The organism is Pseudovibrio sp. Ad5, assembly GCF_001623095.1.
GTDB lineage: Bacteria > Pseudomonadota > Alphaproteobacteria > Rhizobiales > Stappiaceae > Pseudovibrio.
The window spans coordinates 106,737-130,616 of sequence record NZ_LMCH01000025.1 but is presented as its reverse complement, the minus strand read 5'-3'; the positions used below and the strand labels follow the sequence as shown (position 1 = coordinate 130,616).

The following is a 23,880-nucleotide window of genomic DNA, read 5'->3' as shown; positions in this document are numbered from 1 at the left end:
CTAAAAGTTCGGATTCCGGCCAGTCTTCAAGATCCGCAACCCGCATGTGCAAGCGATCCGCAAGCTTAAATAAGAACATGCGCCACGGATCGCCTCTTAGTTTTTTTCAATTTCCCTGGCATCGCATGGGCCAAGCATCTGCACGGCAATCCGGCCAATGATCGCGCCATCTGCTTCCGTTAAAAGCTTGTGTTTGTCATCGGCATTAAAGAGCTTTTCGCCGTTTTCATCCTGTGCTTTCATCACAAGCACATCCACAAAGGCTTCCGGGTCCAGTCCCTCATTTTCGTCATTCACGCGCTTGCGCTGGTTTGGGGTCATCGGGTCATAGTAGATCTTAAAAGGATGATCTCTTGCCCCCCATTCAGGCACGTCAATAATCTGATTTTTTGCCCGTTTGTAATGGCTCTTCACACGCTCAATCGCACGCATTTTGATCCTTTCATCATGTCAAGAAAAAGGGCCGCTGGATCTTTCATCCAACAGCCCTTAATGCGGTTTATGTTATCTGATCTATTGCGCATATCGCGCTATATCTGCCTCAGAGTTCCTGAGACAGAACTCGTGATATTGTAGTAGCTTATTCCAAACACTCTTTGGTGCATCATACCTGAGGAGATAATAATCATAGTAACTAGGATCAGGTATCAGCGAGCTTCGACCTTGACAGTGGTGGAGGAACGAAAAACTCCGAAGGTCTTTTTGCTCAACAAACTCTTCCACCTCATCATAGAGCCGATCAATGAATTCATTGTCATCCCGCTTTGTATGGAGCCGCTCACGGTTTATTTTCTCAATCTGTTTGGTTCGATAATGCTTGTAGAGTTTCTCTATGAGATCCCCCGTTTGATCTCGCAGTTTTCTGGTGCGCTCATTGTAATTGAACTCAAGCTTATAGTTGTGCAACGTGATGTTGCCCACTTCTCTCAGATTTATCGTAGTCTGCTCACCACGGTTTTGATGGATATTGCGGCAGCCATTGTTGAAATGATTACTGATCTGCACAACGCAAGCATCAAGCGTGACATCTACAAAGTTTTTGCCAGTAATCCGCCGATAGGTGTTTAGGTCAGCCTTAACTTTCGCCTGAAGCGAATAGAACTGCTCCACCTTTCTCACACTATCAATGGTGTATTTCGTTGCAGTATCTTCAGAAAAAAGCCGAACTACCAGAAAGAACAAGATCGGCAAACAAATTGCCAAAACAACAACGACCTTCCAGGTCGAGGAACTAAAAAGCCGAGAAACCACGTTCATGCTACACCAAAACAAAACGCGCCTGATACTTCTTAGGAGCCATCTAAACGCACATCACAAACGCCCTACCTACTCTAACAATGGCTCACATCCAAGTACTTACCGCATCGCATAATCACTTAGGATACGGCAAGTACCGCATTGTTTTAAGCCACCGCCTCTTCTGTCAGCGGGCCGTTGCCGGTAAACTCAAAGGTCATATCAATGGTTTCAGAACGGCCCTGCGCATGCTGTACGCTGGTAACCGTTGCAGTGCCGGAGGCGTAGGTTTCACCGCTCTCATTGCCGCTGTAATAAAGGTGCAACACCACAGAAGCCCCGGCGCTAAGCTCAGCTTGCCCCGTGTCGCCTTTCACCCGCTTGGCGCTGATAGACCCGGACCAGCGTTTTGGTGCGCCTTCCAAGTGGGTTTCCCACTCTTCACCCATTGCCGTTGCATCCGAGATTGGCGCTTCTACCGAAAGATTGAAGCTTTGAACCTTGGCGACATCTTCACCGCCAGCAGTCACACTGCCCTTATTGCCGTGAATTAAAGGCATGCTCTGTTCTCCTGATTTGTTGGAAAGTTAGTTCCTCAGCCGCACGCTTAAGCGCGGCTACCGTGTATCGCCGAAAAGTGGGCACCGGTTTTCGGATGAAGATACGCAAGCAACTTTAGTGCGCGGTTTCCGGGTCATTTTCCGGGGCAATGGCAAGCGCCATATACCGCAGTGTCAAAATCCCTTGGCGCTTCTCGCCCCGGTCCCGGCGCACTGCTATATCCAGATTGGTTGACTGCAGATAAAGCTCTTTCACCAAGCCACCTAAGAAGCCGCTGCCAGCAAGTGCGGTTTCAACTTCCACCGCAATTTGGTCCAGCTCATCATCAAAGCCCTTGCCATCGGCCGTGGCTTCAACAGTGACGCTCATTTGCCGTTCAATGTCGCGGTCTGCACCCATCTCTGCAGGCTGGCTTTGCTCATCCAGCACATAGACAAGCAGCGCAGGCAGTCGCTTGTGATCCAGCGGAAAGGTGCGCGTGACAAAGCAGCGATCCTCTGTAGAAGGAAGCCCTTTTAAAGCTGCCTCTACAGCATCGCGCACCTGCGTTCTTATGTGTGCCATGGCTGCCCCTATTCGCGCTCTAGCAGGATCTGGCTTAAGCCTGCCCCGTCACTCATGGGGCTGCTTGCCGCCGTGAAGCGTTGCCCGTCAATCAGCAGCTCTGCACCCTCGCCAAACTCAGCCGGAATATCTGAGCCCTTCACCGCAAACACTGGTTTGGAAGTGAGCATGCCAACTTCACCAAAGGAGGTTTCCTCCCCCTCATTGGTAAAAATCCCGGTGAGGTGCCCGGTGTCCCCGTTCTGCAGCGCGTAGGTTGCCGTTGTTGCAAACTCATCAGTGCGCAGCATCTCATTTAGATCATCGTCAAAATCAATCATTGCCGCTTCACCATTGTTTGCCCGCCCTGCACACCAACCGCCCGGTTTACACGGGTGCTGCCCATCACCCGCGCAAGCTCGATGGGTGTGAGTGGTTTGGGTGGTTTCAGGCTGGTGGTGCTCTGTAGTTCTTTTTTCACTGGTAAATCCTCGCCTCCAAGGCCAACGAAAAACGGGAGGCAGAGCGTATCCCCGAAAAGTGGAAACTGGTTTTCGGATAAGGATACGCTACAACAAAGCCCCCCGTTTGCTTCTCATATGAGCCGGGTTTTAGTCCCCGGCTGGATTGTCTTCTTCTTTTGGCTTTTCTCCCGCCTTAGCCTTGCCAACCCGCCTTGTGGTTGTTTCTGCTTTTTTCATATTGATCAGGAATTTTGCATCCTTTTCAGAAGCGTTCACCACATCACCCGGCGCAACCGGTTCACCACCGCAAACCGTGCGTTTCAAAATTTCAATCTTCATCTTTGCAGCCATGATCTGCCCTCTTGAGAGTTGATAAGAATATGAGAAGTCCAAATAAAAACAGCCGGGCGAACCGGCTGCTTAACTGGCGTAAAGCTTAAGCTTTGAAGGAGTGACAGAAGCTCTGCGGGTGACGCACTGCAAAATCTACATCCTGCATGGCAACCACGCGCACGGTCCCACTGGTGGATTGAGTGAACGGATCAACCGTCAGATCTACACCCGTCCAGAGCGCAATCAGAAGATCCGCCCAGTTGCCAAAGAAGCCGTTGTGATCCAGCACCTGATTAGAAATACCGGTGTTGTAACCATTTACCGTGTTGCCTTGCTCCCAGATAAACTGGGCAGTCCCAGCAGCTTTTTCCGTGGTCTTGAAAGATCCACGCATCGCAGCATTGAGGACATAGCCCAGGGCTCCAATGTCTGCATCATCCGTTGCAACAGCCGTTTCCATTGCAATCACTTCTTCAAATGTTGGAGCATTTGCCGCAAAGGTGGTGGAGTTAATGCCAGTGGTGGCAGCGATCCCCTTTGGAGTTTCCCCAGAGCCGTCACTATGCAGCGCTGCCCGGCTGATCTCCAAACCAATCACCCGCGCCAGATCATCCCGCACCATGGCTTCCACATCCAGCGAGGATTGAATAAGAAGTCTGCGGGAATAGTCGGTAAACGCACCCAGAGTATGCGGGCTTAGTTCGATCTGATCAAAAGCCTCTGCGCTTTTGGTCACATCATCGCTTTCACCTACCCAATAGGCGGTGGCTCCACCCACCATACGTGGGATCTTAAAGTTGCCTTCCAGGTCATGCAGCATGCGGGCGCCCATGCCCATCACAACTGCACGCTTGCGCAGCAACTCAACAAAGCTGCTTGCAAGCAGGTTATCAGAAACCAGAGCACCACCAGCTCCGATTGTGCCCGTTGACAGGTTACGGGTTTGCCCGCTCATATCCGCCCGCATTACATCAGAAGGAACAAGAATGCCTTCCCCCTGCTTGCCGCGTTTTTTGCCAGCCTCTTCCGAGCATTCAAACTCGAACTTAGCAGCTTCACGGTACTGCGCATTAGTCGGATTTCCCAAAGCATTCAAAGCACGCACAAACGAGAATTGCTTGCGTTCTTTTTGGCTCAAACCAATATCAGCGGCACCGGAGATTTTCTCCTGCCCACGCTCGCCTTGAAGCATCAAGACTTTGGTTGAAAAGTCCCCGGAAGACATGCCGGAGCGGATCGCTTCCGCCGCAATGTCCCGGCAATTCCATTCCGCTGCAGTCGCCTCAATTTCGCGAATGCGTTTGGCCTCATTTTCCGCAGTTTTTGAGCGGATCTGTGCCAGCTCTTCTTCAGAAGGGCCGGTCTTTGGGGTCTCGGATTCATTAGGTTTGGGCATTGCATCAGCCTTTCTTTCAAGTGCAATGGAAACAACAGCCCCCTCAGGCTTTGAGCGCCCAACACCAACAGAAGGATCTGCCGGGACTGAGACGATTGAGATTTCATGAGGGGTCCAACGGGTGATGCGATAGACGTTTAAGTCATCGTCATGCTCTTCTTCCAAACGGGCTTTGCGGATCTGATAGCCCACAGAAACATTGGTTAGCTCTCCATCTAAAACGCGCTGTTTGATCTCTTGAGCCAACTCTGATTTGCCAAAGCGAACCCAAGCCCGGCCCTTGCCGTTCTTGATCTCCACGCGCTCAATCACGCCCACCTGATTTGCAACGGTTGCCCGGTGGTCAATCAGTAGGGGCGCACGCCCGCTTCCAATAAAATCAAGGTCAATCTCGCTGGTCTCGTGACCCAGAATTTCAACGCCCCAATAGGTGCGTATGGGTGCATCACTGGAAAACGAAAGCTCTAAAAGATCCTCTTCCGCGCCCTCGCTAGCGCGCACGAAAACACCCTGCCGGAACAACCGCTCCGGCAGCTTCAATTCATGTGTTGGCATGGTGTGATTAGTCCTCTTTAGGCTGCTCTTTTTCAGCAGGCGGAACCGTTTTCATGAAGGCAGAAAGCACCGCGTCAAGATCTATGCCGCGATCCTTGGCAAGTGCCCTTGCCTCTTCAAAATCGTCATAGATATCTTCAAGAGTGCGCCCACGCTCTGCAGCCACTTCCTGCGGGCTTTTAATGCGGGATTCCATATTGGTTCTATTGGCGGCCGCATCGTCTTTTGGATTGACCGATTGCCAGCCCCGACCGGTCCATTCCACCGCCTGAAACCGGGCAAGCTGTGTCATAGGCAAACGCACTTGCCCGCTCAGCATCGCCATGCGCAACCAGTCAGGAAAGATAGATCCGCAGTAATGATCTGCAAGCCAGCCCTGCAGCACGCCCCATTGTTCGCGCTCTTCACCAAGCCCGGCCCGCAATGACGAAAAGTTGGCCTTTTCCAAGTCGCTGGACAAAGACGAATAAGCCACATCAAGCCCGGAACACACACCGCGCAGCATGATCTTGATGAAAGGTTCCATCTCCCCACTTGGATAGGCCGGGTCAAAAGCTTTGAAGTCATAGCCCTGTGGCAGCTCTTCCAAAACACCAGCTTCCATTTCTTCAAGCCGGGGCCGTTCCTGCTCATCAAAGAACTCTTCTTCTTCTACGTCTTCCGCCTCACCATTGGTCCCGGCCGCCTGACCACCGCCTAATTCTTCATCCGGGTCAGCATCTGCAGAGCGGGTGTAAAAGCCCATTTTCTGCGCACCATAAACAGCGTTCGCAAGGGCTGCGTCTTCAAAGCTGTTCATTTGCGCCAAGCGCCGCAAAGCCGTGTGCGCCCATGGAACACCAATCACCGGGGCAGTTTGATCAAAGGGCAGATAAAGGTGCACGATCTCATCTGCAGGTATGCGAATACGCTCGCCACGGCCGCCGTAATAAGAGCGGTTGTGCTTAAACATGTGATAGGCAACCGGGCGATCCACCGCGTTACATTCCACCCCGGCAAGGATGTAATGCCCGTGGTCCAGTTCTTTGTTTAGCTCCACATCCAGCATGGTGATATCAAGGTGCTGGATCTGGAAACCAAACCTCCCGAACTCCGGCCCAACATACTTGCGGGCAAGAAAGTTCCCATCACGAGCAGCGGCTGTAAGCGCGATGCGCTGGCTATCAGCAAACGAGAACTTACCGCAGGTGGTGCAGATCCCCTTGCGGCTCCATTCAAGGAAACCATCGCGGATAAGCTTGTTGCTGTCCCGGTCAAGATTGCCATCACCAAGCCGGGCAACTGGCTTAATCTGCAAGCCATTGCGACCCACAACATTGCGCCGCAAATGGGAGTAAAAGCCTTTCAGGTAATCGTTGTTCTGGCTTTGCTCCCTGCTATGGGAAACCAGCCCCAACAAGTCTTCCTGGGCATCCCGCATCAAGGATGAATTGAGCCCCATCAACTTGAACTTTACAAGACGATCCGGGCGGGCCGCTTTGTATTTGCGCACCGCCCCGCCCGGCTGTTTAACAGGCAGCTCTGCAGGCTTGTTACGTCTGCCAAAGATTTTGGAAAATGCACCCATCATCTAAACTCCACCTTCCGCAAGTGGTGACTGCCCCGCCCCGTGCGCTTGCGGTCTTCTATTCTGACCAGCTTGCGGTAATGGGTGTGCCAGTCGGCAAGCTCTTTTGGGGTTAGCTTTGTCAGCTTGCGCCCTGCAATCTCATAGGAAGCAACGTTAGATTTTGCTCGCCCTTCCAGAAGAGCTTCAATCTGTTCCAGCATGCGCCGGTTATGGCTGCGCAGGTCTATAGCGTCCCCGCTTGCCAGATCCGGCAGAACCTCAAACCGGCCGCTGCCCACGGTCTTCCGCGCCCCGTCACTGTCCCGCGTGATGAAGGCTGCCCACTGGTAAACCCCGGAGGTCCAATCGCCGTTCTCATCAGCCCCAAGGCTCACAAAAAAACCACCTTCAAGGGCGGTTGCTGTAAACTCAATTTTTTCCGGGGCTTCCCCTTCCAATGTTCCCACATAGGAAAGCGTGTGATCATCTGGCGGGAATGTCTGCGCCAGATCATCCCGCCGCCATGATGCAAAGTCACCTGCCCGCATCACCTTAGGTTCTGCGCTTAAAGGCTCTTCAAATCCAATTACTGCCATGTATCACCCCCGCAGCCCGGCCACTAAACCGTTGCCTCTGCGCCTTGGTTTTCGGCGCGCCTTTTTAGGTGGTGCCCGTTTCGGCTTCACCGTTGTTTGCACTGCCTGTTTTTCGTCTTCCGCTTGCGTCTCCGGCGCTTCAGTTTGCGCCGGTACTGGCAGATTTTCAGGCACACTTTCCCCGGCAAGATCCTTTGAACCCGCATCACGGATTGCCTCTTGCTTTGGCCTGAGTGCTGCAAAACTATTGGTTTCCATTCGCCGCGCCCAAATGGGCGGGCGCTTCCAGTTGATTTTTTCCGCCCTAAGAACCAGCACCAACGCCAGCCCATAAACGCCCAAATCAAGCGCCTCGTTTCTCTTGCGCCCTTTGCGAAGCACCCAGCCTTTCGGGGTGCGCCGCTCTGCGCAAAACTCTTCAAACACTTCACTTGGTAGGTTGCGGGTCAGGTGATAGGCATCTGCACCGGGATCTTCACGGGCAAGGCTGGCGGTAATTTCGGATTTAAGCCGCCATGTGCCCACACGAACAATTCTCAAATCAGAACGCTTTTTAACGCGCTTGCCTTCTTCCTTTTCTGGTGTGACTTCCTTTGCCCGGTCCCGGTCCCAACGATCCAGCCCCTTGGCAAGAAACACACGCCTGCGCAGGCCAAGCTTGCGCGATTTACGAAAAAAAGCATAAGCGTTCTTCGTCACACCATCTGCGCCGCCACTGTCCACGATCAGCGCAGCCGGTTTGATCTGGTAGCCACTGCCCGCAACCGGGTAGTACTTTTCCAGCAAGGGCAAAAGCGCGTCCCAATCTTCCTTGTACTTTGCCGGGTCAATCGCGCGTGCGTCGGCGCTTGGTGCACCTGCAGGCGGGGCGTGAAGATCAAAACGATCAATCAACCAGCGCTCCAGCCCCGGCCCCCAGGCATCCACTTGCACAACAAAGCGACCCTTTTGCACGTCAACAGCGATGGTAAGAAAGCGGGTTTCCGGTGGTGCGACCTTAAGCAGATATTGCTCTGCCTTGTCCTTCAGTTGCTTCACGCTCAAATCGTCTTCATCTTCCACCATGCGCGAGGAATAAGGCTTGCCCTGATCAACGTTCACAGTGGTCTTTAATGAGGTTTCATCTCCGGTTTGCTGGAACTCCTGCCAAGCAGTCTCATATCTGGAAACCAAGGACGCCCACGGCTGGAAGGCAGCGGCCGCCCCTTTCAGCCAGTAAGTGACAAGATCCGTTTCCCGCAAAGCCTCATCATGAACGCTCACCAGCTCCCCGGTTTTGCTTTCATGAAGCCAGCGGCCCGCCCGGTTTAGCTCCACCTTGTGCCGTGGTTCAAAGATCGCACCGCAATGCGGGCACGCCATCACAGCAGCAAGGCCGCGCTCTTTCGGGCTGCCCTCATCTGGAAAATGCAGTAACTCATAATCTGGTTCAAAGACCTCGCGGCAATCCGGGCAAGTCCAGTAATAGCGTCCACGGGTGCCCCTGTTATAAAGCGCTAAAATGCCCGTTGCCGGTGGTGCCATATGCGGCGCACCCTCAGGCGGCAAGAAGTCATTATCTTCAATCAGGCGGCCCGGAGAACTTTCTGCAATCGCCATCCCACGAGAACCGAAAGTTTCCGTACGCTTCAAGGCAAGGTCAAACAGGTTGCCTTCCCCTTCAATGTCTTCCGGCGCACGGTCATAGTCAGTCAGCAGCATTAAAGGCAGGTCAGAAGCAGACACTTTGGAGACCACCGGCCAACCGATATCCAGCGTCATGCCACCCTGAAAACGCTTGTCTAATATGTTGTTGTCGAACCGGCCCCGGCCTAAGCGCCGCTTGATTGAAGGCGTGTAGTTGATCAGCGCCCCTACTTTTTTCAAGGCAAATTCACGCGCCGCGTTTCTGTCCATATGAATGACACGCATGTCGCACGGCTCACAGCAGATCGCCTGCCCTATGCGGTTGATTATCAATGCATCCGTTTTGCCAGTCCGCGCAGGCCCGGCAAACACCGTCCCCCGGAAACGCCGTGACGCACTCATGTCCATAGGCTCCACCATGTAAGGCGTTACCTTGTTATCCCACGCAATGATTGCCCCATTGTCCCGCAGCTTGCGCTCACCACCTGCCCAACTTGAAACCGACATACGCCGCACCGGCGCAAGAATAGGCAGCGCATCAGCAAGGCACCCGGCCGCACTCGCATAAGCAGGCGGCCGCCACCCGTGCGCACGGGGCGGAAGGTCGAATGAGGGCATGGCGGGAACACCTAGTCAGGTAATAATACCGTCAAGAAACTTGCACGGGTCGAGCCACATAGCATCACCGCAGCATAAGGTACTTTATTTGTTCGCTCACGAATAACGTTCTTTCTCGTCTAAGTAAGGCAATAAAAACAAAACAAAGGCATTCAATATGAATAAGCTTACTTACACTTATATGCTAGCTGCAGTTATTTTACTAACTCCGAAGGCAGCGATATCATCAGATATACTCGAATCGGCCTGTGCCTACACACAAGATTCTTTAGAAGTTGTGGTGGCAGTTTGGGAAGAAGGCGCGCCAATTCCAACAAAAATTGACGGCTATGTACTTGATGACACAAATTCAACCGCTTTTAGAATGCGTGGCTTATGTGAAGAAGCAGAGCCCGAAGGAGCTCTTTTCATCTGCAAAGCTTTGGCAGGCCAGCCAGTAGGTTTCATGCCTGACCGTTTTCATTTCGACATTCTCGCCTCAGGGCGTCATGCAGACGTTCCAATCGACAGTGGCCGAGTAGGTTGTCTCCCTCGAAAGTAAAATACAATTCGCTCAATAGACCAAGAACCAATCTGAAAGTTAGCCAACATTAAAGGTCTATACATTTCAACATTATAGACCTTTAATAAGCAAGTATAGTTATCCATTACTTGCTCTCAGACACAGCACATGCAAACGTTATTGTATTTGTATCAAACTAGTTTTAGGCAACTACTCCGCCGCCTCGAGTAAAGCAGTCTGTCCAGTGTCCTCCTCCGCACTCATAGCCTGCATGAATTCAGAAAGCTCCCGGTGAAGTTCTGCCAGCAGATCATCAGCAACCACAACCGCCGCCTCTGACTGGCGACCATCCAAACCAACATCGCGGGACAACCGGTCAGGCATGCCGTTCACCGCATTGCGAACCGCTGAGAAAGTCCGTTCCAGCATCGCCACCACATCGGCACGGGCGATCAGCTCACCACGCGATTGTGCAAGCTTGTTATAGGCCGCCTCAGTCTCATAAAGTTCCTTGCGCTGCCTTGGCGTGAGCGCCATTTCAGAGTTGCCAGACCCACCACCCAACAAAGCCATCTGCATTTGGCGGATATTGCTTTGGATCTTCTCTTCTTCCGCAGCCTCTACAGCCTCTCTATCTTTCTGCCATGCATAGCAAACAGACAACCGGAACTCGTAAGCCTGCCCATTGGTGCCCTTGCTCTCACAAGGCATCCCCTCGCAAATCCATTGATCAATGGTAGGCAGGCTCTTCTTAAAAGCTTCAGCAAGGTGGCGCTTATTCACCACCACATCTTCCACACCATCAGGGAGCGGATAGCGTTCAACATTCTCCATGCACGCCCCCTTTCATCTGGAACAACAACAGAAACGAAAACACCAAGTACTCCCGCACACCACACAGACCAAAGTCCCGCAGTTCCGAACTACCCGCAGGCCGGGGCAGGCCCAGGAAGGACCCAAAGCTTTTCAGAATATGGAAACACGCCCCCAAGTTTTAACGGGCAGTTTTCAGAGTCTTCTGCATTGCACGCCGGAAGTTGCGTTTCATCCGGGCATCGGCAGTCTTTCGAGCACCTTCTTCAAACCGCAGGCGCGGTTGATAGTCTGCGCTTTTCTCATAGGCAACCAGCAGCTTTAAACCCGTGCGGCCCTTAGTGCCTCGTGAGCTATCCCGGCGCTTGCCACGCTTAGGGCGCTGCCAGATCCCCTCAACCCCATTGATCTCACCTTGAAACACATCCGGGCGTTTCAACAGCCGGTCAATACTGCGCCGTGGGAGGTTGCCGTACTTGTTGAGCCGCTGTGAGAACGGAACCGCCAGCGCCTTCCGCTTTGGCCTTCTGGTTCCACCCTTTTCCTGCAGCTCCAAATAGTCCGCCTGCCTGTCCTTGAAGAAGACCAGTGCCGAAAGGTTGCGCTTGCTTGCCCGCTTCAATGCAAGGCCGCGTTTGGTGAAGGGTGTAGGACGGTCAAGCCGCCTGCTTAAAGCTTTCTCGCTATTGGTCTTGATATCCTGTGCAGTCTCATTCAGCGCCAGGCTGATCGCATAGGGTACCTGCCGCTGTTCCGCTTTGGTCAGTCCTTTGGCAACATCATCAAAATTCGCGGAATAGCGGAACATGGCAGCTCCAACGAAAAAGCGCCCTCAGGCAGCAACCTGAAAGCGCATTTGTTCATCATGGCTGAATCATGCCGATTAGTGCAGCATGTGTCAAGCAAGAGCGACCGAGCGTCAGCTTTGTCAGTGGTCCGCAGGTGCCAGTGTCACCTAATTATTCCAATCAACTCATTTAGTTATTCAATATTCAGAACCCTTTTGCAGCGCCTGTGCACAAGCAAATTTTACAGTGTCTTTGCCGCTCCAGTAAACATGCGGAGATTGATAATAATTTGAGGTGCGCATCTGGAACTATCCTCAGCAAGCCGTTATGCAGCATGCTAGTTTGAATCTTCAACAGATTCTACCGAGAACCAGCTTGCGCATTGCAACTTAGGGGTTTGAGAACTCCAGTTTTTTGTTAGAATGCACCTGACTAACTGGGTACAAATCAGCTAGGTTGTTTTCTCTAACTATTTGATTTTTCTATAAGGCGAATCTCAAACGCCTGAACATGGGTGACGTTTCAGTGCGGTTCATAGATCTATTTGCCGGATGCGGAGGGCTTTCACTTGGGTTGATGAAGGCTGGATGGCAAGGTGTGTTCGCGATTGAAAAAAGTGGCGACGCTTTCCAAACCTTGACCCATAATCTTTGCTCAAAGCGCAAAACCACATTTGAATGGCCTGAGTGGCTGCCTCAAGAAGCGATGACGACAAGAGAGCTTCTAGATCAATTCCCAAGGGAGTTAGAGGCAATGAGAGGGCACATCGATTTGATCGCTGGTGGTCCGCCTTGCCAAGGTTTCTCTGTAGCAGGAAGACGCAATCCTGAAGACCCTCGAAATAAACTCAAGGATGAGTACGTAGAAATTGTCAATATTCTACAACCAAAATTCCTCCTGTTTGAAAACGTAAGAGGATTTGCATCTGCATTCAAAGGCGAAAATAAGAAATCTCATGCAGATCAGGTCAGAGAGGATTTAATGGGTTTTGAGTGGGGTGGATATCAGGTATTCAGTCGCATTTTAGAAGCGTCGAACTTCGCAGTACCCCAGCCTCGAGCTAGGTTTATTCTCATGGCCGTTCGTGCAGACTTGATTACAAGTCAGGCAGAAATAGATCCCTTCGATGACATCGATGCATTTTGCGCCTCTTTTAGAGACAAGCGTAGTCTAAATGGGCATAATATCACTGTCAAAGAAGCAATCTCAGATCTTGAAATCAACCTACACGACCTTGCCCCCTGTCTGGATACTAAAGGCTTCAACCGCATAGACTATCTGCAGCCAGAAGAACTCTCTCAATTTCAAAAACTGATGAGAAAAGGACTTCGAAAGACACAAAGCCCTAATAGCCTGCGACTACCAAATCACAGAGCAGAAACGGTATTACGCTTTCAGGACGTTCTCAGAACATGCCCAAAAGGCCGATCTCTTTCAAAAGAAATGCGTGAAAAATATGGCATGAAAAAGCAATGTTTCACTCCTCTGGATCCAGATCGCCTATCGCGAACAGTGACAACGTTACCTGACGATCTACTTCACTATAGTGAACCTCGCATCTTAACTGTTCGCGAGAATGCGCGACTTCAGAGTTTCCCCGATTGGTTTGAATTTCAGGGAAAATACACAACCGGAGGCTCAAGACGTAAGAGCGAATGTCCTCGCTATACTCAAGTAGGCAACGCCGTTCCTCCCCTGATGGCAGAGGCACTCGGAGAGCTATTGCGCAAGCTTGAGAATATTCTTTAAGTAGAGATAGATAAATGAGTGAACAGGTATATTTTAAAACCAGTGCTGGCGTAAAAGATATTGTCGGAAGAGACCTTATTACAAACGACTTTGTCGCCGTCTTCGAGCTAGTAAAAAATTCATTTGACGCTTTAGCTTCTCGCGTCGACGTTGTTATTGAAGATGAGGTAATCTACATCGTCGATAACGGGAAGGGAATGACACGCGATGAGTTGTTGGGAAAATGGTTATTTCTTGGATATTCCGCAAAACAAGACGGCCAAGAAGCAAAAGCAATTAGAAACCTCGACAGTATACCTGAAGATTTTCGTAGCCGCATAGACAAAAACCGCTCCGCCTTCGCAGGGAACAAAGGTATTGGCCGTTTTTCATGTGATCGATTAGGGTGTCACCTCGAATTATTTACGAAGTCAGCTTCAACAGATAACAATGAACTGCTACTCCTATCCGTGGATTGGCGCGACTTCGAAGATAAGCTCTCACGACGGATAGAAAACGTCCCGCTCAATTTGGATATTTGTGAACCCAATGAGCTCCCACTGATCGACAACGTTCCGTTTGAGTATGGTACTATAGCTAAAATAACGGGAGTAAGGTCTGAATGGGACAGATCAAAAATTCTAAAACTAAAAACGTCCCTAGCCAAACTCGTTAACCCGTTCGGCTCTCACAGTGAGTTAAATATTTTCCTGCATTCTAAAAAAGAATTAAGTCAGGATGAAAAATCTATTGCAGCGGCAGAAACGACCGAATTCATCTCAGAAATGAGCATAGCTGAGTTCGGCGAAAGCAACTTCCAAGAGAGTCAAATCCCTCGCGAGAATAATGAAGTTGTCAATGGTGAAGTTAGGAATCTAGTACTAGATCGCATTTCTCGACACACTACCAATATTCAAGTCACCCTTGAGGACAAAGGGCGACTTATAAGAAGTAAAATATTTGATAGAAATGAATTAATCGTAGAGTATATTGAAGTTAATAAGTATGAAAAACTCTTTGGATTAGACGCTTACATTGAAATACATTTTTTAAATAAAGCAGCTCGAAACGTATTTACCAGATATATGGGGCAACCTTCTACGCAGTTTGGGCACATTTTCTTACTGAATGATGGTTTTCGAGTGTATCCGGTAGGCGAACCAACCGACGATACTTTTGGTCTAAATCAGAGAAAAACACAAGGTTATTCTCGTTTTCTAGGAACCCGAGAAATAATCGGTCAAATTAACATAAAAAACGGCAAAAAAGAAGATTTCCGGGAAGCTAGTAGCCGCGATGCAGGGCTAGTCCGTACACCTGCATACACGCAACTGGAAGACTTATTTTCTCAAAAGTGCCTTCGGCCATTGGAGCGGTATGTAACAGGTGTACTATGGGTCGACAAAGAGGACAATGATCGCCTCGATCTTTCTGGTATGCAATCAGATAACGCCCGCGCAAGAATAATTAGCACAGTAGCGAACATTACGAAAAGTAAAGACATTAACATTGAGAGGTATTCTGAAAATTTTCTGAAGATTATCGATGACAACTCTCAAAGCTTTTCTGATGCAATGGACGCCCTTGAGAAGGTCGCTGCAAAACTTGATAACAAAGCCTTATCGAAAGAGTTGGCTGTTGCAAACAAAAAACATCGTGAAATTGAAAGAAAGAGACGCGAAGCAGTTGCTGAGGCTGAGGCTCATAGGAAGGCTCGCAGATTAGCCGAAAAAGAAGCAAAACAAGAAAAGGAAAAGCGAGAATTTGCTGAGAAGAGTGCAATAGAAGCACAAAAGAGAGTAAATTTTTTCACCGCGCTTGATACCAACGACTTTGATAGCTTGGTTGCCTATCATCATCACGTTGGCACGTATTCTAGTGAAGTCACTAAGCACGTCATCCTGGCGCGCAATAAGATCAAACGTAACATTTTCAAAGAACATGATATCGAAGATTTTATTGAAAGCGTTGAGCTAGCCAACTCGAAAATACAATCAATAGTTAACTTTGCTACAAAAGCCAATTTTATCCTCGATGGAGAAGAGACAAAAGCAGATTTGTCTCAGTTCATGCCTCAATACATTAACAAAATTTGTTCGGTATTTTCCGGATCTGGCTTGGAATTTGAGACGATAAACTATGCAGATGAGTTTGTTAAAGAATTCAAACCCATTGAATTATTTGTGATAATTGACAATTTAGTTCACAACGCCAGCAAAGCGGGCGCAAGTAAACTAACTTTTAAACTAACCACCCCTTCGGATAAATTACTATTAGTTGAAGTAACAGACAATGGAAGTGGACTAGACACTTTTGTTAGAGATATTAATACTATTTTCGAAAAAGGTTATACTACAACTACGGGCTCTGGTTTGGGCTTGTTCCACGCCCGAGATTTGATGGAAAACGAATTAAATGGTCGAATTGATGCAGTCATGGGTGATGGACGTGCAATTAAATTTCGATTGGAGTTTACAAGATGAATTTGGATTATTCTATCCTATGGTTTGAAGACAAACCTAAGTGGTTGAAACCAGTAGAAGAGAATTTGGGGATGGAACTTTCTGATTTGGGTTTTAGATTAGAAGTTCAAAACGAATTGAATGGCACCCAAGTAGCAAAGTTAGCTGGTGATAGTAGATTTGACTTAATTCTGATGGATTACGATCTTAAGGCAACAAATGGTGACAAGATTAATGGTGATGAGTTAATTAAAGAAATTCGTCAAAAGTACAATTACTTTACTGATATTATTTTCTATTCCAATAAACCTGTCAACGAACTTCGAAGCGCTATCTTTAAAAACGGAATGTCAGATGGTGTTTATTGCCTCAACCGAAGTAGTAAGCAGTTTGAGGATGATATACTTAAAATTGTGAGCAGGACTATCAAGAAAGTACTTGATGTAAACAATATGCGTGGAATTGCAATGGCATCAGTTGCAGACTGTGACCAAATAGTAATTTCCTCGATTGAAACACGCTGGAACCAACTAGAAGGCGAAAATAAAAGCGCTCTGACCGCTAAGGCATTGGAAAAATTAGAGAAAATTAAAAAGAGCTTGGAAAAAAAGATAGCTAACCTTAGTAAAACTGATGATATTGGCAAGATTTTAAAGGATCACGACTTTCCTTCGCGCGCTCGTTTTCACGTTTTGAATAGCATTGTAAAACACAAATCAAAATGTGAGCTTGTCGGGCCCGTAAGAACAAACATTCAAGCTTACGAAGAATTGCTCCAACATCGGAACCGTTTAGGGCACGCAAAAGCAGTTAATCAAAAAGGGTTAACCGTATTTGTGGGGCATGATAATGTAAAGTACGATGACAGTTCATTCTCAGCTTTAAGACGAATGATGATTGAACAAGAAGCTGAACTCTCCAAAATGTTAGGTCTCATCACAGATGGAAAACTCGATAATTGATTAATTATGGATCTACTATCCTCTTCGATATAGATGGCACTCTTGCTGACATTAACCACCGGAGACCCTTGGTTACCCCTCCGAAGTCTGACTGGAAGAGATTTAATGACTTGATGGGCGATGATACGCCCAGCAAGCCTATGGTAGACCTCTACAAAACCCTGTGGGACAGTAACCAATACGATTTGATCCTCGTTAGTGGTCGAGGTGAAGAAAGCAGGAAACTTACTGAAACTTGGCTAACGTGGAACAGCATACCCTTCTCGCGATTGATAATGCGGCAGGAACACGACAACCGTGCCGACTATCTCGTTAAACAAGAGATCCTGAATATGCTCCTGTCAGAGGGGAAAAGGATCGCCTTCGTCGTCGATGATCGCAAACAAGTTGTCGACATGTGGCGGCGTAACGGGATTACATGTCTACAATGTGCGGAGGGTGATTTTTAGATAACTTACTCTAAACTAAATTCCATTCTAGCTTGAAGCAGCCAAACAATAAACTCTTTCGGCAACTATGTATCAACCTCCCCCGCCACATGCCCCAACCCATTCCGGGCTAGACGAGAAACATAATCGCGTGTCGCCCTACTCGGCGTTCCCGCCTCCCGCTTGGCTTCGTTCTCCTCAAACCCTATCGCCGCCTCTGTGATGGAAAGCCCCTGCCCGGCGATGGCGAACACTGCCTGAGATTGATCAGGCCCCAAGAGGGCTGCTATCCGCTCTAGGGTTCTGTTTGCGTCTGTGGTGGAGACAAGAAGCCAGTCGCGCACTTTGCGGCTGCAATCTACGCGGGGCTGGGTGAAGTCGATGGAGCTGGCCTGCCCCTCACACTCAGCATACAACGCCCGGATTTTGCAACCCGCCAGGTATTGCAGTTTGGTGATGTGTTTGTTGTTGTAAAGCCATTCCAGCGCCTGCCCGCGTTGATACTTTGCCCGGCGCAGCACTTCCTGTTTTTGCTCTTTCTTGGTGCCGCGCAAGCGAAGTGGATCTGTATTCTTAGAGCTCAACATCCTGCATCTCCCCATGTCGTAAAACTTCCTTGGCAATCAGGCCCGCCAGCCGTTCACGCCGCCGCTCAAAAGTATCTGCCATCAACTGAATTGGATGGTTTGGCGGAAGTGCTGCCAGCTCCCGTGTGGTTTCCCCGCGCAGCACATCCAGAGCAGACTTCACCTGCCCGGCCACGCGCCGGTTGCGCTCCATTGTGGCCACCACAAGAATCTCAGTTTCCGCCATATCCGGCATGCGCTTTTCCCGGCGCACAAAGTCCACCAGATCCGCTTGCCAGCCAGCAAGGCAGGCGGAAAGCGCAGTGTCTGCATTCGCTCCCACCATTATCTTGATGGCCACATGCTCAGGCCATGGATAGCCGCCCACCTGCAGGCTGGGCTCAGGTGTGCCTTCCAACTGCCGTTGCGCCTCAGTGCAGGCTTTCACGCACTCTCCAACAAACGGCCAAACAGTGCTTTTTGCAGCCAGCACCAACGCATCCGCTCCGGCTTTCAGCACCTCCTCTGAAAACCCGCTAAGCTTCTCTCGCAAAGAGGTGAAATAGGCTTCCTCGTTGCTGCCTGGCACCTTTTTGAAAGTGCCGCCCAGCGTACTCAAAAAGTGCTGCGCTATGAGGTCATTGGCTGATTTTGTCTGTGCGGCCGCGCTCATGCATACCCCTCACCAAACACTTTGGTAATCGCCGCCCGGCAGCGCTCTGCTGATCTGTCCAGATCTCGCGCCCTCGCTGCTTTGGCCTTGCTGCCATCAGGGATAAACCGGCCTTCAATCTTGCCCAGCTCTTCGCGGCTGCGTTTGGCCGCAAGAATGGCGCGGGTGAAGTAGTTGAGGCTGCGCGGTTGCTCCGGCGCACGCCCCAAAACATGGGTAATTGTGGGTTTTACATCCATTTCAAGATCGCACCCATGGATCAACCAGCCCCAAACCGGGTTTAGGCCGCCCCGCACCTGCGCTGTGGTGGCATCAAGCCCTAGTGATTTCAAAAACCGACTACAGCCCTCAACAAACCTCTGCCCGGCCTTATCTGCGGTTGGTGAGCTGGAAGGTTGAGTGGAAGCATTTTCGCATAAAGACCCACTCGCAGCCGCTTTGTCTTCTTCTTCTTTAGGTTTTAAGGACTCGTTCTTATAGGTGCCGATCTGGGGTGGCAGGGACTGCCGCTTATTGGATGGCACCCCCTGCCTGTCATTCACATGAGTATCCGGGGGAGCCTCTTCTAAAAGATCCCCCTGCCCGTCCTGGCGCTTTCGCTTGTTCTCCACCCGATAAGTATGGGAGCAGTCACCACCATCAGCACGCACACCCCGCATCACTTTAAGCCAGCCATAGCGCACAAGGTTGCCAATGGATTTTTGCACTGTAGAGCGTGCAATCTCCAACTGCCGGGCAATCTTCACCTGACTGCGATAGGTCACGCCATTGCCATCGGTAGAACAGCACAACACGCCCAGAACCTGAATATCCCTTGGTTTCAGGCGCGTATCTTCAAAAACACCAGCAGGAATAATAGACAAACGGGGACGGTTAACAGGCTTAGGCATTTTACGACCTCCTGAGCAGTGCGGACAATTGGAAAAGTGAGAACTAGAAAATCAGTGGCGGAATACGCGCTCTGATTACAAAGGGATTGAAGCTAACAAGGTGACTTGTAACTATACCCTCAGAACAGCCCTAGCGGCTTGTGGCGGTCACGGTCCCATAGCTTTCCGTCTCCCGTTGCCACGTCTCCAATTGAAGAGATGGCGTGGCAGTTCCATATTGGCGACAAGCGCCAACTGTTCCATCTCATGAAACCACGAAGCAGGAAATTGCCCTCGCACAACGGCAGCGCTTACAGCGCCCGACTTAACCCCGAGAGCACTTTGCAATTTGTCTCTTCCCAGTTTCTGCGCGATCATCCTAGCTGTAGTCATACCAAGAGTATTCTAATTAATTTAGAATGCGTCAATATGTGATCTGAGCGATGGTCTAAGAAATGTAGAATGTGTTAGTCTAAGCTCATGACGAAAAAGCTTAAAAATATTTCTGGACCTTTTGCGGATATCGCAACTCGCCTTCGTGCGGTTGAAACATATGTAGGCATGTCACAAAAAGAGTTTTCAGAGTCAGCTGGCGTACAGCAAAAATCCATGAGCCAATGGCAAAGTGGTGATTTTCGCATTTCAATTCAGGGAGCACTTAAGCTGCGCGAGAGATACGGAATATCGCTAGATTTTATATACTGTGGCAACATTGATGCATTACCGACCAGGATGGCTAACGAGCTTTCATCCATATTGCGTGACAGCAACTCGAGTAAGTCAAATGACAGCGGTGATCTACAAGCCCCATAAAACAACAACTTGTATCGCCGATCTTCATCCATGACCACCTCCTGAACTATCTACTCGTTTCCACCAATCAAAATTCCATCATTGCTCTTCTTATATTGTCCAATGTGCTCACCATGTTTCTGCCGAAACATGTCTGAAGTGAGACACTGGTAGCTTTGTATCAGCTGCTGACCAATTAATTGCATTCCGCATAAAAGCATGTTGCGCGTGCATTGCCTACCCATTTTAGGCACATCACTTTCTGGCACCCAACTTCACTAACCTCTCTCCCAGATATAGCCAAGCATACTTGGTCATTTTCTAATTTATTTAGACATGTATATTGACATTCTAAATTTATTAGATTTACGATGAGTGACACTTTCTAGAATACGAAGAAGTAAAGCCGCATAAAAACAACGGCCAGTTCCCCACACAACAAGTCCCAAAGCTATCTATTGCGAAAGGAATAGGCGATGCATGTTTTACCTGACTTGGGAGAAACGGACGTAAAGCCGAATAGCCCACACAGTCTTTCCAGCTACTACAGCTTATTGCAGCCAGAAATATTCAGCCTCGAACGATTGGTTGAGGCTGCACCTCTCCCTTTGAGTGAACGCGGCGAACTTGCGCAAATCATCGCAATCCGCTTTTCCAGCGGGGCAAACCGCGCCCTGTCTATAGCTCCAACTCAGTGAGGTTCAACATGGCACCTCGGAAGAAGAAACAAGACGAAGCCGCGCAGCCCAACTCCAACGCTGGCGGCATTGCAGCCGATCAGTTGCGTAGCTTTGTGGATCGCATCGAACGCCTGGAAACTGACAAAAAGGGCATTGCAGACGACATCAAGGACGTCTTCACAGAAGCCAAAGGCAACGGGTTTGATGTTCCAACCATGCGCCTGCTTCTCAAACTGCGGAAACAGAAGCCGCATGAGCGTGAAGAACAGCAATCCATGCTGGATCTTTACCTGCACGCCATGGGCATGGCTGGTGAGTACACGATTGCAGAGCAGCAAGGCATCGATGACGCCAGCGCGGGCAAGGTCGCAACAGATAACCCGTTCCTCACAGATGACCCAAGGCACACCCAATGGGCCACCGGCTGGCAAATGCAAACCACTCTGCTCGCCACTGAAGACAGCTAAGCCCCAAAACAGCGGGAGCAACTCAGCATGCCTAACCAGCACATTTTGGTAAATCAGAAGACAGCAGCAGAGATGCTTGGGGTTTCTGTAACCCTCTTCAAGCGTCTACGGTCTACCGATCACAGGCTCATGCCCGCCGTTATCCCGGAGACAAAGGGCGAAGAGCGCTATTATGTGCCTGATCTTGAGCAATGGGCGCATTCACTAAAGTATCCTCACACGGATCCTTTAACCTCAAACGGTGGTATGTGGGATGACCAAAGTGCGGCTTAAAGGCTTATCGGCGTATGCACGCAATGGCAGATGGTATGTTTACATTCGCAGCAACCGGAAAGCACTTGTAAAAGGCTTTGAAGGGTCCAGAGACGCCCTTCAAAGCCACCTCTCAACACCTGAGATCCTCAAGCGCTATACAAAGCTGGTAGACGCTCCAAAGGACAAAGGCTTCGGCACCCTTGGCGGGTTGATAGAATATTATCAAACCAAAGACCGCTGGACCAAACTCTCCCCACGCACACAATCAGACTACCAGAGGGTCATAGACTGGCTGAGAGAGAAGAATGTTCTCAAAGCCCCTCTGATAACGGTTGCCCCCTCAGACATGGCAATCACCCGTGACAAAGCCGCCGAAGACAAATACCCCAAATTCTCAAACGATGTACTCGCCATGCTGTCAGCCGCCTTTTCCGTAGGTGTCGAATACGGCTATGCAGGCTTGAAGCTCAACCCGGTCAGGGGCATCAGCCGAAAATACAAAAACTCAGCAAACGCCAACCGAAGATGGAAAGAAGCAGAGTTTGAGACAATCTTTGAGATCATCCCAAAGCACCTAAAGCCAGTCCTGGCATTGGCAAGGTGGACAGGAGCCAGAGGGCAAGACATAGCCTCGCTCAGATGGGACAATCTGCAAGGATCGCAGGCAGAAGGCTACTCCATCACCTACACCGCCAAAAAGAACAAGGTTGATTGCCTCTTCTACGTCTTGCCACCCCTGCAGGACGTGCTGAACGCAGAAGATAAATCAACCCTCACCATCTGTAAGAACTCCAGAGGCAAGCCCTACCCGTCAGAGAACGCCATGCGCAAGGCCTGGCAGGACTTCAAAGCAAAGCCGGTCTTCAAAGACACCTGCCCCACTGGATCAGATCTCACATTGCACGGTTTGCGCGTAACCTATGCCAGCGACCTGAAAGATCATGGATTTTCAGATGAAGATGTTGCCCAAGCCATTGGCGATAAATCAACGTCTATGGGTAAGCACTATGGCAGAGGCAAGAGTGTTGAAAAATTCGCTTCAAGGGTACGTAGAACTCTCTCCTAGAGAACGGTTTATGAACAGCTTTTGCCTAACACATCTGAGAAAGTTGCCTAACTGGCTTGACTATCCGCCCCAAATATCAGAAAAGCCGTTCCACACCATACTGTTGGCCTCTTGGCGGAGTGGTGACGCAGCGGATTGCAAATCCGTGTACGCCGGTTCGATTCCGGCAGAGGCCTCCATTTTTCTTCCTTTGCATTGATAGTAAAAATCTTTTCGCCTTTGGGGCCTAGAAGAATTGCGCCTTGCAATCAGTCTTGCCTCACGTTTTACAACACCGGTGGCGCGTCTATTTTTACGCGACCAATCTCCCGGTGATGGCTCGGTTTTCCTGTCAGCTTGCTCCTGAAATTCAGATAACCCGTATAAATTTCCGACTGACGCCCTTTTACACCCGGCAGTGAGCGCAAGTCTAACCCAGGCCATGGGAAGTAAGGTGATCGGCGCAAATCTGCGAAAAGGCCGACACGAGCACCTGGGCGCGTTGCAATCCCGCGGCGGTGGAACCCATGCGTATCAGCAATCACCAGTGAGTTTGCCGGCACATCAAAGCAGACGGGTTCACCATATCCCATCCTCAAAATATCTTCCTCACTGGCTCGAAAAGAACCCGCTGCATGCATGCCATCTGGATGCTGAACCGCATTCAAGCTCTGTTCAAACTCCCAGGCAGTCCGCTCCGGCGTATAACGATGAGACCCCGGCACGTAATGAAAAGGTCCATCAGCAACATCAACATCGCGCAAAAACAACCACGCTTTCGATGTGGCGTGGAATGTATCCATATGAAAATCAGTTTGCGGGTCTTTCCTCGTTTTTTCCAAATCCCACAAAACGGCATGCAAAAACACAATGGGATCCGCATTGTAAGACGCCACATAGCGCATCGCATTTTGCAAATAAGGATCGCGAACTGCCCTGCTCAAACCCGGTAGGTCTTTCAGCACCGAAGGCGGCAACCCAATGAACCGCGTCACCGTTTTCCCCTGCCGCATTTCACTTGCGGCAAACGCATTCGTGGCAATCTCATCCTGAACTTGCGCAAAAACATCCTTGGAGAGGAAATTCTCTTTCACTACGTATCCATTACGATGAAAAAACGCTTTATCTTCCTCTGGCAGAAAGCGCACCATCTGACGACGGCGCAGTGCAGCCATTTTTTCAGCCCACGCCACACGCTTCAGATAAAACCCACGCTCATTTAACCAGCGACTTCCGATAATCGGATTTTTCTTAAATGACTTTTGTCCCATCAAGGCATCAAGAGCCCAGATAGGACTTTTTAAAATTCGCAACACACGAGCCCCCACTCCTCTGACAAAACGGCCAGAACCTGTGCAGTAACAAACACACTA

At 49.9% G+C, this 23,880-nt stretch carries 26 protein-coding genes, 1 tRNA gene and 1 pseudogene; 12 read left to right on the top strand and 16 right to left on the bottom strand.

Going from position 1 to position 23,880, the window contains the following annotated elements; genetic code table 11:
* Positions 1 to 96: 96 nt before the first annotated feature.
* Positions 97 to 432 carry a hypothetical protein gene (locus tag PsAD5_RS12890; protein WP_063292410.1) on the bottom strand — a complete coding sequence of 112 codons (336 nt, stop codon included), beginning with the start codon at positions 430 to 432 and terminating at the stop codon, positions 97 to 99.
* A gap of 270 nt (positions 433 to 702) precedes the next feature.
* On the opposite strand from PsAD5_RS12890, the gene PsAD5_RS12885 reads away from it, so the two are divergent.
* Positions 703 to 1,068, top strand: coding sequence for a hypothetical protein (locus PsAD5_RS12885; protein WP_153041379.1), 366 nt, complete (start codon positions 703 to 705; stop codon positions 1,066 to 1,068).
* Between the two features lie 335 nt (positions 1,069 to 1,403).
* Here the strand turns inward: PsAD5_RS12885 and PsAD5_RS12880 are convergent, their stop codons facing one another.
* From PsAD5_RS12880 to PsAD5_RS12845, 9 genes are all read right to left on the bottom strand, one after another.
* A complete protein-coding gene (locus tag PsAD5_RS12880) occupies positions 1,404 to 1,796 on the bottom strand; it encodes a hypothetical protein (RefSeq protein ID WP_063292408.1) in 393 nt (130 codons plus the stop codon).
* Between the two features lie 115 nt (positions 1,797 to 1,911).
* Positions 1,912 to 2,361, bottom strand: a complete 450-nt coding sequence (locus PsAD5_RS12875; RefSeq protein ID WP_063292407.1) for a hypothetical protein — start codon at positions 2,359 to 2,361, stop codon at positions 1,912 to 1,914.
* Positions 2,362 to 2,369: 8 nt separating this feature from the next.
* Complete coding sequence (locus tag PsAD5_RS12870) at positions 2,370 to 2,681, bottom strand: head-tail joining protein (protein WP_063289075.1); 312 nt, start codon at positions 2,679 to 2,681, stop codon at positions 2,370 to 2,372.
* Positions 2,678 to 2,821 (bottom strand): hypothetical protein, encoded by a 144-nt coding sequence (locus PsAD5_RS28040; protein WP_193778151.1) that lies wholly within the window; start codon positions 2,819 to 2,821, stop codon positions 2,678 to 2,680. Before PsAD5_RS28040 ends, PsAD5_RS12870 begins: the two co-directional genes overlap by 4 nt.
* A 130-nt stretch (positions 2,822 to 2,951) precedes the next feature.
* On the bottom strand, positions 2,952 to 3,155 hold the full coding sequence (locus tag PsAD5_RS12865) for a hypothetical protein (RefSeq protein WP_063292406.1): 204 nt from the start codon (positions 3,153 to 3,155) through the stop codon (positions 2,952 to 2,954).
* 85 nt (positions 3,156 to 3,240) lie between these two features.
* A complete protein-coding gene (locus PsAD5_RS12860; protein WP_063292405.1) occupies positions 3,241 to 5,088 on the bottom strand; it encodes a phage major capsid protein in 1,848 nt (615 codons plus the stop codon).
* Positions 5,089 to 5,095: 7 nt separating this feature from the next.
* Complete coding sequence (locus PsAD5_RS12855) at positions 5,096 to 6,658, bottom strand: phage portal protein (RefSeq protein WP_063292404.1); 1,563 nt, start codon at positions 6,656 to 6,658, stop codon at positions 5,096 to 5,098.
* Positions 6,655 to 7,233: a hypothetical protein gene (locus PsAD5_RS12850; RefSeq protein ID WP_063292403.1), complete on the bottom strand. Its 579-nt coding sequence runs from the start codon at positions 7,231 to 7,233 to the stop codon at positions 6,655 to 6,657. Before PsAD5_RS12850 ends, PsAD5_RS12855 begins: the two co-directional genes overlap by 4 nt.
* A gap of 3 nt (positions 7,234 to 7,236) precedes the next feature.
* Positions 7,237 to 9,366 (bottom strand): terminase gpA endonuclease subunit, encoded by a 2,130-nt coding sequence (locus PsAD5_RS12845; RefSeq protein ID WP_063292402.1) that lies wholly within the window; start codon positions 9,364 to 9,366, stop codon positions 7,237 to 7,239.
* Between the two features lie 268 nt (positions 9,367 to 9,634).
* On the opposite strand from PsAD5_RS12845, the gene PsAD5_RS12840 reads away from it, so the two are divergent.
* The gene (locus tag PsAD5_RS12840; protein WP_153041378.1) at positions 9,635 to 10,018 is read left to right on the top strand and encodes a hypothetical protein; all 384 of its coding nucleotides are present in this window, start codon (positions 9,635 to 9,637) and stop codon (positions 10,016 to 10,018) included.
* A gap of 171 nt (positions 10,019 to 10,189) precedes the next feature.
* Here PsAD5_RS12840 and PsAD5_RS12835 read toward each other — a convergent pair whose 3' ends face one another.
* Together PsAD5_RS12835 and PsAD5_RS12830 are read right to left on the bottom strand one after the other, a co-directional pair.
* The gene (locus PsAD5_RS12835) at positions 10,190 to 10,813 is read right to left on the bottom strand and encodes a DUF1441 family protein (RefSeq protein ID WP_063292400.1); all 624 of its coding nucleotides are present in this window, start codon (positions 10,811 to 10,813) and stop codon (positions 10,190 to 10,192) included.
* Between the two features lie 160 nt (positions 10,814 to 10,973).
* The gene (locus PsAD5_RS12830; protein WP_063292399.1) at positions 10,974 to 11,600 is read right to left on the bottom strand and encodes a hypothetical protein; all 627 of its coding nucleotides are present in this window, start codon (positions 11,598 to 11,600) and stop codon (positions 10,974 to 10,976) included.
* Positions 11,601 to 12,090: 490 nt separating this feature from the next.
* On the opposite strand from PsAD5_RS12830, the gene PsAD5_RS12825 reads away from it, so the two are divergent.
* The 4 genes from PsAD5_RS12825 to PsAD5_RS28820 are packed head-to-tail and all read left to right on the top strand — an operon-like array spanning position 12,091 to position 17,181.
* Positions 12,091 to 13,329, top strand: a complete 1,239-nt coding sequence (locus PsAD5_RS12825) for a DNA cytosine methyltransferase (protein ID WP_063292398.1) — start codon at positions 12,091 to 12,093, stop codon at positions 13,327 to 13,329.
* 14 nt (positions 13,330 to 13,343) lie between these two features.
* The gene (locus PsAD5_RS12820; protein ID WP_063292397.1) at positions 13,344 to 15,791 is read left to right on the top strand and encodes an ATP-binding protein; all 2,448 of its coding nucleotides are present in this window, start codon (positions 13,344 to 13,346) and stop codon (positions 15,789 to 15,791) included.
* Entirely contained in the window at positions 15,788 to 16,732 is a 945-nt protein-coding gene (locus PsAD5_RS12815; protein ID WP_063292396.1) for a response regulator, read from the top strand. The genes PsAD5_RS12820 and PsAD5_RS12815 overlap by 4 nt, the downstream gene beginning before the upstream one ends.
* On the top strand, positions 16,729 to 17,181 hold the full coding sequence (locus tag PsAD5_RS28820) for a phosphatase domain-containing protein (RefSeq protein ID WP_063292395.1): 453 nt from the start codon (positions 16,729 to 16,731) through the stop codon (positions 17,179 to 17,181). Before PsAD5_RS12815 ends, PsAD5_RS28820 begins: the two co-directional genes overlap by 4 nt.
* A gap of 65 nt (positions 17,182 to 17,246) precedes the next feature.
* Here PsAD5_RS28820 and PsAD5_RS12805 read toward each other — a convergent pair whose 3' ends face one another.
* Genes PsAD5_RS12805 through PsAD5_RS12795 form a run of 3 tightly spaced genes read right to left on the bottom strand, consistent with a single transcriptional unit; the run spans position 17,247 to position 19,289 of the window.
* On the bottom strand, positions 17,247 to 17,747 hold the full coding sequence (locus PsAD5_RS12805; protein WP_063292394.1) for a hypothetical protein: 501 nt from the start codon (positions 17,745 to 17,747) through the stop codon (positions 17,247 to 17,249).
* On the bottom strand, positions 17,734 to 18,399 hold the full coding sequence (locus PsAD5_RS12800; RefSeq protein WP_063292393.1) for a hypothetical protein: 666 nt from the start codon (positions 18,397 to 18,399) through the stop codon (positions 17,734 to 17,736). The genes PsAD5_RS12805 and PsAD5_RS12800 overlap by 14 nt, the downstream gene beginning before the upstream one ends.
* Positions 18,396 to 19,289: a helix-turn-helix domain-containing protein gene (locus PsAD5_RS12795; RefSeq protein WP_063292392.1), complete on the bottom strand. Its 894-nt coding sequence runs from the start codon at positions 19,287 to 19,289 to the stop codon at positions 18,396 to 18,398. The genes PsAD5_RS12800 and PsAD5_RS12795 overlap by 4 nt, the downstream gene beginning before the upstream one ends.
* Positions 19,290 to 19,748: 459 nt before the next feature.
* On the opposite strand from PsAD5_RS12795, the gene PsAD5_RS12785 reads away from it, so the two are divergent.
* The 6 genes and pseudogenes from PsAD5_RS12785 (at position 19,749) to PsAD5_RS12765 (ending at position 22,707) form a co-directional block, all read left to right on the top strand.
* The gene (locus tag PsAD5_RS12785) at positions 19,749 to 20,081 is read left to right on the top strand and encodes a helix-turn-helix transcriptional regulator (protein ID WP_063292390.1); all 333 of its coding nucleotides are present in this window, start codon (positions 19,749 to 19,751) and stop codon (positions 20,079 to 20,081) included.
* A 455-nt stretch (positions 20,082 to 20,536) separates the two neighbouring features.
* Positions 20,537 to 20,758, top strand: coding sequence for a hypothetical protein (locus tag PsAD5_RS27850; protein ID WP_153041377.1), 222 nt, complete (start codon positions 20,537 to 20,539; stop codon positions 20,756 to 20,758).
* Positions 20,759 to 20,766: 8 nt separating this feature from the next.
* Positions 20,767 to 21,054: pseudogene (locus tag PsAD5_RS12780) on the top strand (DUF2312 domain-containing protein); the annotation flags it as partial.
* A 180-nt stretch (positions 21,055 to 21,234) separates the two neighbouring features.
* On the top strand, positions 21,235 to 21,480 hold the full coding sequence (locus PsAD5_RS12775; RefSeq protein ID WP_063292389.1) for a hypothetical protein: 246 nt from the start codon (positions 21,235 to 21,237) through the stop codon (positions 21,478 to 21,480).
* Positions 21,461 to 22,528: a tyrosine-type recombinase/integrase gene (locus PsAD5_RS12770; protein ID WP_063292388.1), complete on the top strand. Its 1,068-nt coding sequence runs from the start codon at positions 21,461 to 21,463 to the stop codon at positions 22,526 to 22,528. The genes PsAD5_RS12775 and PsAD5_RS12770 overlap by 20 nt, the downstream gene beginning before the upstream one ends.
* A 105-nt stretch (positions 22,529 to 22,633) precedes the next feature.
* A tRNA-Cys gene (locus PsAD5_RS12765) sits at positions 22,634 to 22,707 on the top strand.
* A gap of 87 nt (positions 22,708 to 22,794) precedes the next feature.
* On the opposite strand, the gene PsAD5_RS12760 is transcribed toward PsAD5_RS12765, so the two are convergent.
* The gene (locus tag PsAD5_RS12760) at positions 22,795 to 23,778 is read right to left on the bottom strand and encodes a phytanoyl-CoA dioxygenase family protein (protein ID WP_084405969.1); all 984 of its coding nucleotides are present in this window, start codon (positions 23,776 to 23,778) and stop codon (positions 22,795 to 22,797) included.
* Between the last annotated feature and the right edge of the window lie 102 nt (positions 23,779 to 23,880).

What these genes read in the sequence shown, in the direction of transcription:
- PsAD5_RS12805 (WP_063292394.1), bottom strand. Translation starts at nt 17,747, where the DNA reads ATGTTGAGCTCTAAGAATACAGATCCACTTCGCTTGCGCGGCACCAAG.
- PsAD5_RS12785 (WP_063292390.1), top strand. Translation starts at nt 19,749, where the DNA reads ATGACGAAAAAGCTTAAAAATATTTCTGGACCTTTTGCGGATATCGCA.
- PsAD5_RS12775 (WP_063292389.1), top strand. Translation starts at nt 21,235, where the DNA reads ATGCCTAACCAGCACATTTTGGTAAATCAGAAGACAGCAGCAGAGATG.
- PsAD5_RS12875 (WP_063292407.1), bottom strand. Translation starts at nt 2,361, where the DNA reads ATGGCACACATAAGAACGCAGGTGCGCGATGCTGTAGAGGCAGCTTTA.
- PsAD5_RS12850 (WP_063292403.1), bottom strand. Translation starts at nt 7,233, where the DNA reads ATGGCAGTAATTGGATTTGAAGAGCCTTTAAGCGCAGAACCTAAGGTG.
- PsAD5_RS12830 (WP_063292399.1), bottom strand. Translation starts at nt 11,600, where the DNA reads ATGTTCCGCTATTCCGCGAATTTTGATGATGTTGCCAAAGGACTGACC.
- PsAD5_RS27850 (WP_153041377.1), top strand. Translation starts at nt 20,537, where the DNA reads ATGCATGTTTTACCTGACTTGGGAGAAACGGACGTAAAGCCGAATAGC.
- PsAD5_RS12825 (WP_063292398.1), top strand. Translation starts at nt 12,091, where the DNA reads ATGGGTGACGTTTCAGTGCGGTTCATAGATCTATTTGCCGGATGCGGA.
- PsAD5_RS12760 (WP_084405969.1), bottom strand. Translation starts at nt 23,778, where the DNA reads ATGGGACAAAAGTCATTTAAGAAAAATCCGATTATCGGAAGTCGCTGG.
- PsAD5_RS12855 (WP_063292404.1), bottom strand. Translation starts at nt 6,658, where the DNA reads ATGATGGGTGCATTTTCCAAAATCTTTGGCAGACGTAACAAGCCTGCA.
- PsAD5_RS12820 (WP_063292397.1), top strand. Translation starts at nt 13,344, where the DNA reads ATGAGTGAACAGGTATATTTTAAAACCAGTGCTGGCGTAAAAGATATT.
- PsAD5_RS12835 (WP_063292400.1), bottom strand. Translation starts at nt 10,813, where the DNA reads ATGGAGAATGTTGAACGCTATCCGCTCCCTGATGGTGTGGAAGATGTG.
- PsAD5_RS12840 (WP_153041378.1), top strand. Translation starts at nt 9,635, where the DNA reads ATGAATAAGCTTACTTACACTTATATGCTAGCTGCAGTTATTTTACTA.
- PsAD5_RS12800 (WP_063292393.1), bottom strand. Translation starts at nt 18,399, where the DNA reads ATGAGCGCGGCCGCACAGACAAAATCAGCCAATGACCTCATAGCGCAG.
- PsAD5_RS12870 (WP_063289075.1), bottom strand. Translation starts at nt 2,681, where the DNA reads ATGATTGATTTTGACGATGATCTAAATGAGATGCTGCGCACTGATGAG.
- PsAD5_RS12845 (WP_063292402.1), bottom strand. Translation starts at nt 9,366, where the DNA reads ATGTCGGTTTCAAGTTGGGCAGGTGGTGAGCGCAAGCTGCGGGACAAT.
- PsAD5_RS12770 (WP_063292388.1), top strand. Translation starts at nt 21,461, where the DNA reads ATGACCAAAGTGCGGCTTAAAGGCTTATCGGCGTATGCACGCAATGGC.
- PsAD5_RS12865 (WP_063292406.1), bottom strand. Translation starts at nt 3,155, where the DNA reads ATGGCTGCAAAGATGAAGATTGAAATTTTGAAACGCACGGTTTGCGGT.
- PsAD5_RS12860 (WP_063292405.1), bottom strand. Translation starts at nt 5,088, where the DNA reads ATGCCAACACATGAATTGAAGCTGCCGGAGCGGTTGTTCCGGCAGGGT.
- PsAD5_RS12890 (WP_063292410.1), bottom strand. Translation starts at nt 432, where the DNA reads ATGCGTGCGATTGAGCGTGTGAAGAGCCATTACAAACGGGCAAAAAAT.
- PsAD5_RS12815 (WP_063292396.1), top strand. Translation starts at nt 15,788, where the DNA reads ATGAATTTGGATTATTCTATCCTATGGTTTGAAGACAAACCTAAGTGG.
- PsAD5_RS12795 (WP_063292392.1), bottom strand. Translation starts at nt 19,289, where the DNA reads ATGCCTAAGCCTGTTAACCGTCCCCGTTTGTCTATTATTCCTGCTGGT.
- PsAD5_RS12880 (WP_063292408.1), bottom strand. Translation starts at nt 1,796, where the DNA reads ATGCCTTTAATTCACGGCAATAAGGGCAGTGTGACTGCTGGCGGTGAA.